The sequence below is a fragment of the Caulobacter sp. BK020 genome (genome assembly GCF_004342605.1).
Taxonomy (GTDB): domain Bacteria; phylum Pseudomonadota; class Alphaproteobacteria; order Caulobacterales; family Caulobacteraceae; genus Caulobacter.
Genome location: NZ_SLZL01000001.1, coordinates 145638 through 159716 on the forward strand (window position 1 = coordinate 145638; position 14079 = coordinate 159716).

A 14079-nucleotide genomic window follows, 5' to 3' on the forward strand; every position below is an offset into this window, starting at 1 on the left:
TTCACGGGTTGTTGCGAGATCCAAGCGCCGCCGGGACTGGCGTCATGCCTTTGCATTCGCGATAGTGCGATGCGAAAAGGCGGAGATAACGCTGTCCTAGGGAATGAAATGTCCGAGAACACCGAAAACGGCGAAACGCCCTCGGCCAAGGCCGGGGAAAAGGCGGCCGGCCAGAAGGTCGTCATCAAGAAGTACGCCAACCGTCGCCTCTACAACACCGCGTCGTCTTCGTACGTCACCCTCGAACACCTGTCGGACATGGTGAAGGAGGGGGTCGACTTCGTGGTCTACGACGCCAAGACCAATGACGACATCACCCGCTCGGTGCTGACCCAGATCATCTTCGAGGAAGAAAACCGCGGCGGCGGCCAGAACCTGCTGCCGATCCAGTTCCTGCGCCAACTGATCGGCTTCTACGGCAACTCCATGCAGGCCTTCCTGCCCAGCTATCTGGAGATGTCGCTGGAGAGCTTCACCAAGCAGCAGGAGCGCCTGCGCGGCCAGCTGGCCGGGCTGGCCCCGGGCATGACCGGCGCCAAGGGCGTGCCGGGCATGGGCGTCTACGAGGAGCAGATCCGCCAGAACATGGCGCTGTTCGACCGGGCCATGAAGATGTTCTCGCCGTTCGCCTACGCCCGGCCCGAGGACGGGCCCGCCGCCCCGGCCGAGCCGCCGCCCCCCGCCGCCCCGCCGCCGTCCGCGCCCAGCGAGGACTCCCTGGCCGACCTCAAGCGCCAGCTGGAAGCCATGCAGCAGCAGATCGAGAAGCTGGCGACCAAGCCGTAGAGCCGTGCGTCCTTCGAGGCGCGCTCAGGAGCGCGCACCTCAGGATGAGGGACGTTGTCGCCCTGCTGCCTCATCCTGAGGTGCGAGGCGCAGCCGAGCCTCGAAGGACGCACCGCGCCACACGTCCTTAACCAACCCCGCTGACCGGTCCTTAACCGTCGTGGGCGACAAGTCTTCATCATGAACGGCCCGATCGACCCCATCCGGCGCGCCCAGGCCGCGCGCCGGGCGCTGCCCGCGCCTCGCGACGCCACGAGCGAATCTGGCCGTCCCGAGGCGGACGGCGAAGAGGACGTGACCTTCGTGCGCGACGAGCAGCCGGCCGCGCCGCCCCCGCCGCCTCGCCGCGGCGCGTTCGCGACCTTCGCCGCTCACCTGATGGGCCAGAGCGGCCAGAAGCGCGGCCTGCGCGGTGGGCAGGAAGTGCTGGACGCGGCGCGTTCGACCTACCTGGGCACGGAATATTCCGGCCCGGCCGACCGCCGCCCCAAGGCCGGCCTGATCAAGAAGACCGAGATCTAGCCCGTCAGGCGGGCGATCAGCGCCTCGAGCGCCGTCACCCGCGCCTCCAGCACAGCCACCCTCCGCTCCAAGGGCGGGACCTCGGCCGCGGCATGGACGCCGACCCCGGCCCGTCGCGCCGCCTCGGCCAGCGGCACGCCCAAAAGCTCGGCAAAGGCGGCGATCTGGGCCGCCGTCAGCTCGCGCTGGTCCTTGTAGGCCAGGGCCAGCTCTTCGGTCGTCATGCCGGCCACGGCGGCCAGCACCGTCCGCGACAGCCCCCGCTCGGCCAGCCGCGCGTCGTACCAGGACTGGTCGAAGAACAACGCCATGGCGAGGAGGCTAACGCAGGTCGCGGGCTTGGCGCCAGTCTTGCTTGGTTCGAGGCGGATCCAGACCTCGAGACCCCTTCATGCTGCTGACCGCCGTCACCCGCTTCTTCGACATCGCCGTCGTGACCCTGATCTTCACGGCCCTGACCTGACGCGGCTGGGGGACATGCCCTTGCGGCGTGTCCCCATCAGCTAGCGCCGCGCCAGGTCTTGGGGACACGCCGCAAGGGCATGTCCCCGGCTGCGCCTACGCGCTTTCCAGCAGCATCATCGTGCCCTGGCCGCCGTCGGCGCAGATGCTGACGACCGCCTTCTCGCCCTTGGACCGGCTGGCCAGTTCCTTGACCGCCTGGCTGAGGATCCGCGCGCCGGTGGCGCCGAACGGGTGGCCGACCGCCAGGCTGCCGCCCGTGGGGTTCATCCGCTCGCGCGGGAACCGTCCCAGGTCGGCCTCGACGCCCGCCCTGGTCTTGCGGAAGCCCTCGTCCTCCCAGGCGGCGATGTGCGACAGCACCTGGGCGGCGAAGGCCTCGTGGATCTCCCACAGGCCGACATCGGCGTAGGCCAGGCCGTTGCGGGCCAAGAGGCGCGGCACGCCGTAGGCCGGGGCCATCAGCAGGCCCTCGTGGCGCAGGTCGATCGAAGTGACCTCGTAGTCGATGATCCTGACGCGCGGCGTGGCCGCCGGCAGGCGGGCCAGGCCCGCCTCGGACGCCACCCAGATCGCCGCCGCCCCGTCGGTCAGGGGCGAGGAATTGCCGGCCGTCAGCGTGCCCTGGCCGCTGGTCTTGTCGAAGGCCGGCGACAGCTTGGCCAGCTTCTCCAGCGTCGAATCCTTGCGCGGGATCGTGTCGCGCTTCACGTCGCCGACCGGGATCACCAGGTCGTCGAAGAAGCCGGCCTCCCAGGCGGCGACGGCGCGCTGGTGGCTCTCGAAGGCGATCTGGTCCTGGGCGGCCCGCGACAGCTTCCATTCCTTGGCCGTGATCTCGGTGTGCTCGCCCATCGACAGGCCGGTGGTGCGGTTGGCCACCTTGGGAATCCACAGCTTCAGGTCCGACGGCTTCAGCCTGGCCAGGTGGGCCAGCTTCTGGCCGGGCGTCCTGGCCGCCTGGAAGCCCTTGAGCCAGTCGGAGAAGGCGATGCTGGCCCCGACCTGCACCTTGCTCATGCTCTCGACCCCGCCGACCAGGGCCAGGTCGCGACCGCGACCGTCGATCATGCCGGCGGCCTCGATCACCCCGATCATGCTGGTCGAGCAGGCCATGATCGTCGAGAAGGCGGGGATGGCCGGGTCGGCCCCGGCGTCCAGCAGCACCTCGCGGGCGATGTTGCTCCAGGTCAGGTTGGGGATCACCGTGCCCCAGACCGCGAAGTCGGGGCGGGCTCCCGCTGCTTTCTGGGAGAGTTGGGCCAGCATCGCCTGCACCACCGGGACCGACAGGGCGATGGCGTCATGGGCCTTCAGCGGCCCGTCGGCCTTGGTGAACGGCGTGCGCAGGCCGGCCGCCAGCCAGATGTCGGGTTTGGACGCCATGATCGTGATCCTTCGGGGAACGCTGGCCGAGATGTCAGCATGGCGCGGCTTGGCCACAAGGGTCTTGTCGATTTTCGTCTCAGCCGGGGACATGCCCTTGCGGCGTGTCCCCGACCGCTAGTGGCGCGCGTCGCTGAAGTCCATGTCGCGGCGGGCCGAGACGATGGTGACGATGAAGCCGGCCAGCACGTCCAGCAGCACCATGGTGGTCAGCAGGAAGAACACCGAGGTCCCGAAGGCCGGGAACAGCAGGAATTCGACCAGGCAGCCGATGAACAGCACCATCGACAGCGAGTGGTTGATGATCGCGATCTTGCGGCTGGTCGTCGATTTCAGCAGCTCGACGAACAGCACCACCAGTGAAACGGCGATCAGCAGGTCGCCCAGGCTGACGGCCCAGTCGCCGCCCGAGGTCATGTGGATCGTGAACAGCTGCTCGCCCAGCCGATATTGCGCGGCGTTGGCGGCGAACCCGCCCGCGAAGGTCAGGACGATCAGGTTGTAGACCAGCACCGGCAGGGCCAGCAGCGGAAACGCGGCGAACATGTTCTGGCTCTCCCCCGGGATGGCGCGGTTCCAGGGTTAACCGGTTTCGGGGATTCCGAGAAGCTGAGAGCGCTCGGGGGGCGAGCGGCGAAAGGACTCGCCTCAACCCTTCTTCCGCTCATCCCGACGAAAGTCGGGACCCAGATCCCAAAGCGTTGAGGCTGATTGGAGAAGCTCTGCGTTCATGGCGTCAGTCCCGGCGCCATTCCATCTGGGTCCCGACTTTCGTCGGGATGGGCGGGGTTTTTCAGACCTCGTCCACGCCCTGCGGGTTGCGGGCCCGGGTCTGCAGCCACATCACGCCCAGCAGGTCCGACACCGAGGCCTTGAGCCGGCCGAAGTTGGTGTATTTCGACACCCCGGTCTCGCGATGGCGGTGGTTCACCGGTTGGAACTCCACCTGATAGCCCTCGCGCAGCATCAGGGCCGGGATGTAGCGGTGGATGTGATCGAAATAGGGCAGGCGCAGGAAGGCCTCGCGGCGGAAGGCCTTGAGGCCGCAGCCGGTGTCGTTGGCGGTGTCCTTGAGCAGGCGCTTGCGCACCCCGTTGCCGAACCTGGAGGCGAAGCGCTTGGCCGAGCTGTCCTGGCGCTTGACTCGCTCGCCGCCCACCAGGGCCAGTTCCGGCGGGGCCGCCTTCAGGGCCTGGGCCAGGCGCGGCGCGTCGGCCGGGTCGTTCTGGCCGTCGCCGTCCAGGGTGACGACGATCGGCGCGCGGGCGGCCAGCACGCCGCTGCGCACGGCGCGGCTCTGGCCCGAATTCTTGCGGTGGCTCAGCACCCGCAGCTGCGGGATCTCGCCCTTCAGGGCCACCAGCAGGGCCTTGGTGTCGTCGCGACTGGCGTCGTCGATGAAGATGATCTCGTGGCGCTCGCCCGCGAAGGCGGCGGCGATCTCGCGCGCCAGGGCCGGCGCCGCGCCGCCCTCGTCGAAGACGGGCACGACGACGGAATAGTCGGGGCCAGGGCCGGGGGACACGGAAGCGGAAGCGTTCATCGCCCTCTCATAGCGCAAAAATAGCCTAAAAGAAGGATCGTGCTATTCCACCATGATGACGCTTGAATCTCGCCTGGATGACTGGAGCCGCGGCTGGCGCGGCCCGCTGTTCGCCGCCCTGGTGGCCCTGATCGCCGGCCTGCCCGGCCTGTTCGCCATGCCGCCGCTGGACCGTGACGAATCGCGCTTCGCCCAGGCCACCGCCCAGATGCTGGAAACCGACGACCTGGTGGTCATCAGGTTCCAGGACCAGCCGCGCTTCAAGAAGCCGGTCGGCATCCACTGGCTGCAGGCCGCCAGCGTCACGGCGTTCTCTGCCGTCGAGGACCGGGGGATCTGGGCCTATCGGATCCCCTCGCTGCTGGGAGCCATGCTGGCGGCGGCGGCCTGCGCCTGGGGGGCGTCGGCGCTGCTAGGACCCAAGACCGGCCTGCTGGCCGGCGGCATTCTGGGCGCGACGATCCTGCTGTCGACCGAGGCCTTCATCGCCAAGACCGATGCGGCCCTGTGCGGCTTCACCACCCTGGCCATGGCCGCCGTGGCGCGGATCTACGCCGCCCACCTGGCCGGCCAGCCGACCGGCACGGGGGCCAACCGCTGGACCAAGCTGGCGTTCTGGATCGGCCTGGCCATGAGCGTGCTGATCAAGGGTCCGGTCGGGCTGATGGTGGTGGCGCTCAGCGTCGTCGCCCTGTGGATCTGGGACCGCAAGGCCCCGTGGCTCAAGGACCTGGGCTGGGGCTGGGGCCTGACCCTGGCGGCGGCCATCGTCCTGCCCTGGGCGATGATGATCACCGTCGCCACCGACGGCGCCTTCTGGTCGACGGCCGTGGGCAGCGACTTGGCCCCCAAACTGGCCGGCGGCCAGGAAAGCCACGGCGCGCCGTTCGGCAGCTACGCCCTGGCGGCGTTCCTGCTGGTGTTCCCGGCCACCCTGCTGCTGCCGTCGGGCCTGACCCTGGGCTGGACGGGACGCAAGGAGGCGGGGGTGCGCTTCGCCCTGTGCTGGCTGGTCCCCACCTGGCTGGTGTTCGAGATCCTGCCGACCAAGCTGGTCCACTACACCCTGCCCGCGGCGCCGGCCCTGGCCATCCTGATGGCCGCCGCCCTGCGCGCGCCCCTGGCCCGCATTCCCCGCCTGGTCGGCGCGATCCTGTCGGCCCTGGCCGGCCTGGTCTTCGCGGCCGGGGCGATCTACCTGCAAGCCGAGTACGGCGACCGGGGCGACTGGCTCGCCACGATCCTGACCGCCCTGCTGTTCCTGGCCGCGGGCGTGGTCGGCGCCGTGCTGCTGATGCGCCGGACCGCCGCCATCGCCCTGGTCACGGCCGGGGCGCTGGGGATCGCCGCCCACGCCGCCCTGGTCGGGCTGCTGGTCCCGCGGCTGGAGCCGCTGCTGCTGTCGCCGCGCCTGGAGAGGGCCCTGGAACAGGCCGACCTCGCCCCCCGCGGCGGAGCGCCGGGCCCGGTGGCGGTCACCGGCTATTCCGAGCCCAGCATGATCTTCCTGCTGGGCACCACCACGGAACTGACCGACCCGGTCGGCGCGGCCCAGGCCGTCGCCGAGGGCCGTCCCGCCGTGGTCGAGGGCCGCCAGGACCAGGCCTTCAAGGCCGCCCTGGCCGCCCTGGGCCAGACCGCCCGCCCGGCCGGGGTGGTCGACGGCTTCGACTATTCCGACGGCGACAAGGAGCGCCTGACGCTCTATCGCGGCGCGCCGGTCCGGGCCGACGGCGAGGTGGACGGCGAGACCGGCGAAGAGACCGCCGAAACCCAAGCGGAGGCCCGCCCATGAGCCGCTTCATCCAGATCGTCGAGGTCGGCCCACGCGATGGGCTGCAGAACGAGAAGCTGTCCCTGCCGGTCGACGAGAAGCTGGACCTGATCCGCAGGCTCGAGGCGGCCGGCGCCCGACGGATCGAGACCGTGTCGTTCGTCAATCCCAACCGCGTGCCGCAGATGGCCGGGGCCGAGGAAATCCAGGCCGCCCTGACGCCCGACCTCGACCGTTCACGGATCGGCCTGGTGCTGAACATGCGCGGCTGGGACCGCTGCGTGGCCGCCCAGTGCGACGAGGCCAATGTCGTGGTCTGCGCCACCGACGGCTTCGGCCTGGCCAACCAGGGCGCCACCGCCGCCCAGCAGGTCGACGCCCTGGCCGCCATCGTCGAGCGCCAGGCGGTGGAGGGCGGGCCGCCGATCACCGCGACGATCTCGGTGGCCTTTGGCTGCCCGTTCGACGGCGAGGTGTCGGAGGACCAGGTCGTGGCCATCGCCCGCGACGCGGCGTCGATGGGCGTGGCCGAGATCGCCATCGCCGACACCATCGGGGTCGCCGATCCGTGGACCGTCCGCCGGCGGATCGAGGCGGTCCGCGCCGCCGCCCCAGACGTCCGGCTGCGGATGCACTTCCACGACACCCGCAACACGGGCCTCGCCAACGCCTATGCCAGCGTCGAGGCGGGGGTGGACGTGCTGGACGCCTCGGTCGGCGGCCTGGGCGGCTGCCCGTTCGCCCCGAACGCCACCGGCAACATCGGCACCGAGGACCTGGTCTACATGCTGGAACGGGCCGGGTTCGAGACCGGCTACGACCTGTCGGCCCTGATCGAGATCGGCCGCCAGATCAGCGAACGGCTGGGCAAGAGCGCCCCGGCGTCCTCGCTGGCGCGGGCCGGCGGTTTTCCCGGTTAGGTCGGGTGCTGCGATCGGGGACAGGCGCATGCGCCTGTCCCCAGCTGGAAACCCTAGATCGGCCGTCCCGTGATCTTCCAGAGCAGCGGCCGCGACACGCTCATCAGCAGGATGGCCGGGGCCAGCAGGACGGCGATCACGTAGCGCTGGATCGTGTCGGCCCGCTTGATGAAGTAGCGCGACAGGCCCACGCCCTTGTGGAACTCGACCTTCAGCGGGTGCTCCAGGCTGGTGTGGCCCAGGTGGATCACCTCCGCGGCCGGCTGGAACAGCACCTGGCCGCCGGCTTGGCGGGCGCGCCAGCACAGGTCGATGTCCTCGACGTGCAGGAAATAGCCTTCGTCGAAGCCGCTCAGCAGGTCGAAATCCTCGCGGCGCAGGGCGAAGCAGGCGCCGGAAATGGTCGGCATCGGCACGGGCGCCTCGGGCAGGGGCTCGCGTTCGCGGTGGATCTCGAAATTGCGCAGGGCCTTGAAGCGCAGGGTCAGGTGGCCGAAGCTGAGCAGGGTGGTGACCGGCGTGACCTCGCCGCGACGGCCGCCGCGCTGCTCGCTGCCGTCGGTGTTCATCACCCGCGCCCCGACCACGGTCGGGACCGGCTGGTTCTCGAACGCCCCGACCAGGGCCTCGACACAGCCCGGCTGCAGATTGGCGTCGGGATTGAGGAAGATGAGGTATTCGCCGCGCGCGGTCTCGGCCCCCATGTTGGCCCCGCGCGCGAAGCCGACATTGCCGTGCCCCTGCTGCAGGACCACCCGGGCCTCGCTGCGGCCCAGGGCGCGCAGGCGCTCGGCCTCGTCGGGCGGCGAGCCGTTGTCGATGATGACGAACTCGTCGACCAGCGGCTCGGCCAGCACGTGCTCGATGCTTTCGACCAGGGCTTCCCCCGTCTGGTAGACGACCATGACCACCGAGACGCGCGGCCGAACCGGCCGCGCGCCCGTGACGAAGGTCGAATGCGAGGGAAGAATACTGTTCATCAGGCCTGCACTGACGCCTCGGGCCGGGCGCGCTGACGGGCCAGGTCCGGCGGGGTCGCTTCCTCGGTCAGGACGCGCCCGGCCTCCTCCAGCGACAATACCTTCTGCCCTTCGCCGCCGAGGCGACGCAGGGCGACTTCCCCGTTCTCGGCTTCCTTACGCCCGACCACTGCAATCACCGGCACCTTCGCGAGGCTGTGCTCGCGAATCTTGTAGTTGATCTTCTCGTTCCTGAAATCGACCTCTGCGCGAATGCCCAGGGAAGTCAATCGATCGGCCACGCGCTGGGCGTAATCGTCGGCGTCCGACGTGATGGTGGCCACCACGACCTGCACCGGCGCCAGCCACAGCGGCAGGGCGCCGGCGTAGTTCTCCAGCAGGATGCCGATGAAGCGCTCGAACGATCCAAGGATCGCGCGGTGCAGCATCACGGGCCGGTGCTTGGCGCCGTCCTCGCCGATATATTCGGCGCCCAGCCGCTCGGGCAGGACATAGTCCAGCTGCAGCGTGCCGCAGGTCCATTCACGGCCAATGGCGTCCTGGACGATGAAGTCCAGCTTCGGCGCGTAGAAGGCGCCGTCGCCCTCGGCGATCACCGGCTCGACGCCCGCCAGCCGCGCGGCCTCGGCCAGCATGCCTTCGGCCTTGTCCCAGAACGCGTCAGAGCCGGCGCGCAGCTCCGGACGCGTGGCCAGGGCGATGTACTTGGTGGTCATGCCCAGGTCGCCGTGGATCATCCGCGTCAGGCGGATGAAACGCTCGGTCTCCTCGACGATCTGGTCCTCGCGGCAGAAGATGTGGGCGTCGTCCTGGGTGAAGGCGCGCACCCGCATCAGGCCGTGCAGGGCGCCGGACGGTTCGTAGCGGTGGCACGAGCCGAACTCGGCCATGCGCATGGGCAGCTCACGATAGGACCGCTGGCCCACGTTCCAGATCTGCACGTGGCCCGGGCAGTTCATCGGCTTGAGGGACAGGATCTCGCCTTCCACCGTCTCGCAGACGAACATGTTGGCGCGATACTTGTCCCAATGGCCCGACTTCTCCCAGAAGGCCTTGTCCAGCACCTGGGGCGTCTTGACCTCGATATAGCCGGCGCGGTCGAGCTGGCGGCGCATATAGGCCTCCAGCGTCTGCCACAGCTTCCAGCCCTTGGGGTGCCAGAAGACCATGCCGCGGCCTTCTTCCTGCATGTGGAACAGGCCCAGCGACTTGCCCAGCTTGCGGTGGTCGCGCTTCTCGGCCTCCTCGATGCGCGTCAGATAGGCCTCGAGATCGGCTTCCGACGCCCAGGCCGTGCCGTAGATTCGCTGCAGCTGGGCGTTGTTCTGGTCGCCGCGCCAGTAGGCGCCGGCCAGCTTGGTCAACTTGAAGGCCTTGCCCACGTGCTTGGTCGACGGCAGGTGAGGCCCGCGGCAGAGGTCCTTCCAGTTCCCCTGGCGATAGACCGTGATCGTGTCCGTGGGCGGCAGGTCGCGGATGATCTGCGCCTTGTAGGCCTCGCCGATGTCGTCGAAGTGCCTGATGGCTTCGTCGCGGTCCCAGACCTCGCGCGTGATCTTCTCGTCGCGGTCGACGATCTCCTTCATGCGCTTTTCGATCACGGCCAGGTCGTCCAGGCTGAACGGCTCGTCGCGGGCGAAGTCGTAATAGAAGCCGTCCTCGACGTTCGGACCGATCGTCACCTGGGTGCCGGGGAACAGTTCCTGCACGGCCTCGGCCAGCACGTGGGCAGTGTCGTGGCGGATGGTGTCGAGCGCATCGGGGGCCTCGCGCGTGATGATCTCGAACTTGCCGCCGCCGCCCAGCAGGTCGGGCGTCAGCGGACGATCCAGGTCCAGCAGCTGGCCGTCCAGCTTGATCAGCAGGGCCTTCTTCTCCAGCGACTTGGAGATCGAGGCGGCCACGTCACGGCCCGTCGAACCGTCAGCGTACTGGCGGGCCGAGCCGTCGGGGAAAATCAGGTCGATCATTCTTCACAGTTCCACTTGCGCGGCGCGCGGGGTGGAGGCGGCGGGTCGTATCCCGAGCCGCCGAACGGATTGCATCGGCAGATCCGTTCCACCGCGAGCCAGGACCCCTTCAGGGGTCCATGATCCTTGAGCGCCTGGGCCGCGTATTCCGAGCAGGTCGGCAGGTAGCGGCACTGGCGCCCGATGAAGGGCGAGAGCGTCGTCTTGTAGGCCCGCAGGCCCAGGTCGACGGTGCGTTCGTAGAGTGTCATGCCGGCGCTTTCGCGAACGGAGTCGGGACCTTATCGACTAGCGAAAAGTCGCGATCAAGCGGCGCCGGCGCAGCTAGTTCGGGTTTGGGCGGCGCCTGTGGCCGTACGGACAGCCTCGACCGTGGCTTCGAACGCCAAAAGCGTCGAGGCGTGACGGGCAGGATAGTCCTTGACCGGCTCCAGCACGGCGAGCTCCGCAAATCGGCCCTCAGGAGGCGGGCCGCCTGACTTCAGCATAGCGCGCAAGGCGTCGCGGGCCAACTCGATCTCGGCGAGGTCGGCCCCGACCACCTGGGCGCCGAGGATGGCGGCCGAGGCCTGGCCCAGGGCGCAGGCGGCCACGTCCTGGGCGAAGTCCGTCACCCTGCCGTCGCGCACCGTCACGTCGACCACGATCCGGCTGCCGCACAACTTGGCGGTCTTCTCGGCGCTGGCGTCGGGCGCGGCCAGCCGTCCGGCCCGGGGCATGTTGGCCACCAGACCCAGGATCCGAGCCGAATAGAGATCGTCGATCATGCCGCTTATGTGGGGGTGTTCTGGCGCTGCGACCAGAGCCCCTCGGCCCGCGCCTTCACCGCCTCGCCCATCCGGGTGAAGGCCGCCTTCAGGCGTCGGCGCTCGTCGCGGCTGACGAAGCGGACCAGCGGGCCCATGAACAGCTCGCCGTTCGAGAAGGTCGAGCCGATGTCGCTCATCTTCTCGATCTCCAGATAGCGGACGGCGGTCACGAAACCGTTCAGCCGCCTGGTGCGCCAGTGCAGCTGCTCGTACGGCACCCAGTCCTGGACCACGGCCTCGACGGCCTGGGCCGGCGCGTCGCCGACCACCAGGTCGAAGCGCAACGGCGTGCCGATGCGCATCTCGCCCTCCATGCGCGGGTGGACCGGGTTCCAGTCCTTCCAGGCGGCGAAGTCGGAGACCACCTCCCAGACGATCTCGGCGGGGGCAAGCACCCCGGTGCGGAATTCTACGGCGCGTTGCATGGGTGTCCGTCTAGCACTCTTAAAACATCCGCTCATCCCGGCGAATGCCGGGACCCAGATCCTCGGGCGGGGCGGATGACTGGATCAGCTCGGCGCTTTTGGCGTCAGCCTCAAAGCCATTCCATCTGGGTCCCGGCATTCGCCGGGATGAGCGGATTATGGGTGTAATTTAATTCTACACCAATCCAAAAACACTCAGTCCTTCATGCGCCAGGTGGCGCCGGCGGGACCGTCCATGACCACCACGCCCAGGCCGTCCAGCTCGGCGCGGATGGCGTCGGCGGCGGTCCAGTCCTTGGCGGCGCGGGCCTCGACCCGACGCTTGAGCAGGTCTTCCACCTTGGCCTTCAGATCGTCGTCGGCGTCGCCCTCGAACCAGGCGTCCGGATCGGCCTGCAGGAAGCCCAGCACGCCGGCCGAGGCCAGCAGCCGGCCCTTGTTGGCGGCGATCGCCGGTTCGTCGCCGGCCGTCACCGCTCGCTCGATGGCGCTGGACAGTTCGAAGAAGCCCGACACCGCCAGCGGGGTGTTGAGGTCGTCCGACAGGGCGGCCAGCACCTCGTCCGAGGGCTCGGCCTCGCCGGCTTCGATGGTCTTGGCGCGGCGCAGGGCGCCGTACAGCCGGTCCAGCGCCTTGCGGCTCTGCTCGACCAGCTCCGGCGTCCAGTCCAGCGGCTGGCGGTAGTGGCCCGACAGCAGCGCCCAGCGGATCACCTCGCCCGGCACGGTCTTCAGGAGCTCGTGCGGGATGACCACATTGCCCAGGCTTTTCGACATCTTCTCCCCCGACATGTCGAGGAAGCCGTTGTGCAGCCAGTAGTTGGCCAGGACCGGCGCGCCGTGGGCGCAGCGGCTCTGGGCCAGCTCGTTCTCGTGGTGCGGGAAGGTCAGGTCGATGCCGCCGCCGTGGATGTCGATCGTCTTGCCCAGCTGCTTGTCGATCATGGCCGAGCACTCGATGTGCCAGCCCGGGCGGCCCGCGCCCCAGGGGCTGTCCCATTCGGGCTCGTTTTCCTTCGACGGCTTCCACAGCACGAAGTCGGCCGGGTGGCGCTTGTAGGGCGCGACCTCGACCCGGGCGCCGGCGATCATGTCGTCGAGGTCCCGGCCCGACAGGGCGCCGTAGTCGGCGAAGGCCTGGGTGTCGAACAGCACGTGGCCCTCGGCGGCGTAGGCCGCCCCGTTGTCGACCAGCTTGCCGATCATCTCGACGATCGGGCCCATGTGCTCGGTGGCCTTGGGCTCCAGGGTCGGCGGTAGGGTCAGCAGGGCCGCGGCGTCCTGGTGGTAGGCGGCCAGGTAACGGTCGGTGATCACCTTGATCGCCACACCCTCGTCGGCGGCCTTCTTGTTGATCTTGTCGTCCACGTCGGTGACGTTGCGGGCATAGACCACCGCGTCCTCGCCATAGACGTGGCGCAGCAGGCGAAACAGCACGTCGAACACCACGACGGGGCGGAAATTGCCGATATGGGCGTGGTTGTAGACCGTCGGCCCGCAGACATACATCGTCACCCGGCTCGGATCGGCGGGGGCGAAGTCGCGCTTTTCGCGCGCCATGGTGTCGTAGAGCTTGATGGTCATGGGAGGAGGGCGGCCTGACGTCGCGGGAGTGTTGCGGGGATATGGGTCGGCCCCATATAACGAGGGCACGCGCGCACGACCATCGCTGAAATGATGCAGGGCGCGCGACGGGTGGCACGCGTAATTCCAGGGCGAAAGGCGTCCTGGCGCAACTCAGCCCGTGGAAAGACCCTTCCCGCACATGGACGCACTGACCCGCGAGCGAACCCTGATCGGTCTCGGAGACGACACCGGTCTTGATCTTGAACCCGGCTTGCATCCCCATTCTTGGCGCCCCACCCGAGACGAGGCCATGGCCGCCGTCCGGACCCTGCTGGCCTGGGCCGGCGACAATCCCGACCGCGAAGGCCTGCTCGACACGCCCCAGCGCGTGGTCGACGCCTATGGCGAGTGGTTCGCCGGCTATCACGGCGACCCGGCCACGGAGCTCTCCCGCACCTTCGAGGACGTACAGGGCTACGACGACATGGTCATGCTGCGCGGCATCGACGTGCAGAGCCACTGCGAGCACCACATGGCCCCGTTCCTGGGCAAGGCCTGGGTGGCCTACATGCCGACCGGCAAGGTGGTGGGCCTGTCCAAGCTGGCCCGGCTGGTCGAGATCTTCGCCAAGCGTCTCCAGACCCAGGAGACCATGACCATGCAGATCGCCGACTCGATCGAGGATCACCTCAGCGCCGCCGGCGTGGCCGTGCTGATCGACGCCGAGCACCAGTGCATGTCGACCCGCGGCGTGCGTCACCATGACGTCTCGACGATCACCACCCAGTTCCGCGGCGTGTTCAAGACCGACAAGGTTCTGCAGCAGCGGTTCATGGACCTGGCGACGCGGAAGTAGATTCAACGCGGTGCGTCCTTCGAAGCCGCTTCGCGGCGTCTCAGGATGAGGAAGTCTGTGCTGCTTTCCTCTTCCTGAGG

Annotated in this window: 15 protein-coding genes; 5 read left to right on the plus strand and 10 right to left on the minus strand. The window is 68.9% G+C overall.

Translation table 11 applies throughout. The features are described 5' to 3' along the window. Positions 1-108: 108 nt before the first annotated feature. Entirely contained in the window at positions 109-786 is a 678-nt protein-coding gene (phaR, locus tag EV278_RS00745) for a polyhydroxyalkanoate synthesis repressor PhaR (protein ID WP_132085686.1), read from the plus strand. Positions 787-966: 180 nt separating this feature from the next. Beyond that, positions 967-1308, plus strand: a complete 342-nt coding sequence (locus tag EV278_RS00750; RefSeq protein ID WP_132085688.1) for a hypothetical protein — start codon at positions 967-969, stop codon at positions 1306-1308. Here the strand turns inward: EV278_RS00750 and EV278_RS00755 are convergent. The 4 genes from EV278_RS00755 to EV278_RS00770 all read right to left on the minus strand — a co-directional run bounded on the left by EV278_RS00755 (position 1305) and on the right by EV278_RS00770 (position 4699). Continuing rightward, positions 1305-1619, minus strand: a complete 315-nt coding sequence (locus tag EV278_RS00755; RefSeq protein WP_132085690.1) for a DNA-binding protein — start codon at positions 1617-1619, stop codon at positions 1305-1307. The genes EV278_RS00750 and EV278_RS00755 overlap by 4 nt on opposite strands. Positions 1620-1866: 247 nt before the next feature. Continuing rightward, positions 1867-3156: an acetyl-CoA C-acyltransferase gene (locus tag EV278_RS00760; RefSeq protein WP_132085692.1), complete on the minus strand. Its 1290-nt coding sequence runs from the start codon at positions 3154-3156 to the stop codon at positions 1867-1869. Positions 3157-3273: 117 nt separating this feature from the next. Next, the gene (locus tag EV278_RS00765; protein WP_132085694.1) at positions 3274-3702 is read right to left on the minus strand and encodes a hypothetical protein; all 429 of its coding nucleotides are present in this window, start codon (positions 3700-3702) and stop codon (positions 3274-3276) included. 247 nt (positions 3703-3949) lie between these two features. After that, the gene (locus tag EV278_RS00770; RefSeq protein ID WP_132085696.1) at positions 3950-4699 is read right to left on the minus strand and encodes a glycosyltransferase family 2 protein; all 750 of its coding nucleotides are present in this window, start codon (positions 4697-4699) and stop codon (positions 3950-3952) included. 55 nt (positions 4700-4754) lie between these two features. Between EV278_RS00770 and EV278_RS00775 the strand changes: the two genes are divergently transcribed. Next, positions 4755-6494 (plus strand): glycosyltransferase family 39 protein, encoded by a 1740-nt coding sequence (locus EV278_RS00775; RefSeq protein ID WP_132086283.1) that lies wholly within the window; start codon positions 4755-4757, stop codon positions 6492-6494. Then, the gene (locus EV278_RS00780; protein ID WP_132085698.1) at positions 6491-7393 is read left to right on the plus strand and encodes a hydroxymethylglutaryl-CoA lyase; all 903 of its coding nucleotides are present in this window, start codon (positions 6491-6493) and stop codon (positions 7391-7393) included. The genes EV278_RS00775 and EV278_RS00780 overlap by 4 nt, the downstream gene beginning before the upstream one ends. 53 nt (positions 7394-7446) lie before the next feature. Here EV278_RS00780 and EV278_RS00785 read toward each other — a convergent pair whose 3' ends face one another. The 6 genes from EV278_RS00785 to cysS form a co-directional block, all read right to left on the minus strand. After that, positions 7447-8373, minus strand: a complete 927-nt coding sequence (locus EV278_RS00785) for a glycosyltransferase family 2 protein (RefSeq protein WP_132085700.1) — start codon at positions 8371-8373, stop codon at positions 7447-7449. Continuing rightward, complete coding sequence (thrS, locus tag EV278_RS00790; protein WP_132085702.1) at positions 8373-10343, minus strand: threonine--tRNA ligase; 1971 nt, start codon at positions 10341-10343, stop codon at positions 8373-8375. The genes EV278_RS00785 and thrS overlap by 1 nt, the downstream gene beginning before the upstream one ends. After that, the gene (yidD, locus tag EV278_RS00795) at positions 10340-10594 is read right to left on the minus strand and encodes a membrane protein insertion efficiency factor YidD (protein ID WP_132085704.1); all 255 of its coding nucleotides are present in this window, start codon (positions 10592-10594) and stop codon (positions 10340-10342) included. Before yidD ends, thrS begins: the two co-directional genes overlap by 4 nt. A 54-nt stretch (positions 10595-10648) precedes the next feature. Continuing rightward, complete coding sequence (locus EV278_RS00800) at positions 10649-11110, minus strand: iron-sulfur cluster assembly scaffold protein (RefSeq protein ID WP_132085706.1); 462 nt, start codon at positions 11108-11110, stop codon at positions 10649-10651. A 5-nt stretch (positions 11111-11115) separates the two neighbouring features. Then, the gene (locus tag EV278_RS00805; protein ID WP_132085708.1) at positions 11116-11577 is read right to left on the minus strand and encodes an SRPBCC domain-containing protein; all 462 of its coding nucleotides are present in this window, start codon (positions 11575-11577) and stop codon (positions 11116-11118) included. 195 nt (positions 11578-11772) lie between these two features. Then, positions 11773-13161, minus strand: a complete 1389-nt coding sequence (gene cysS, locus EV278_RS00810; protein ID WP_132085710.1) for a cysteine--tRNA ligase — start codon at positions 13159-13161, stop codon at positions 11773-11775. A 181-nt stretch (positions 13162-13342) separates the two neighbouring features. On the opposite strand from cysS, the gene folE reads away from it, so the two are divergent. Continuing rightward, positions 13343-13999: a GTP cyclohydrolase I FolE gene (gene folE, locus EV278_RS00815; RefSeq protein ID WP_132085713.1), complete on the plus strand. Its 657-nt coding sequence runs from the start codon at positions 13343-13345 to the stop codon at positions 13997-13999. Positions 14000-14079 lie beyond the last annotated feature (80 nt).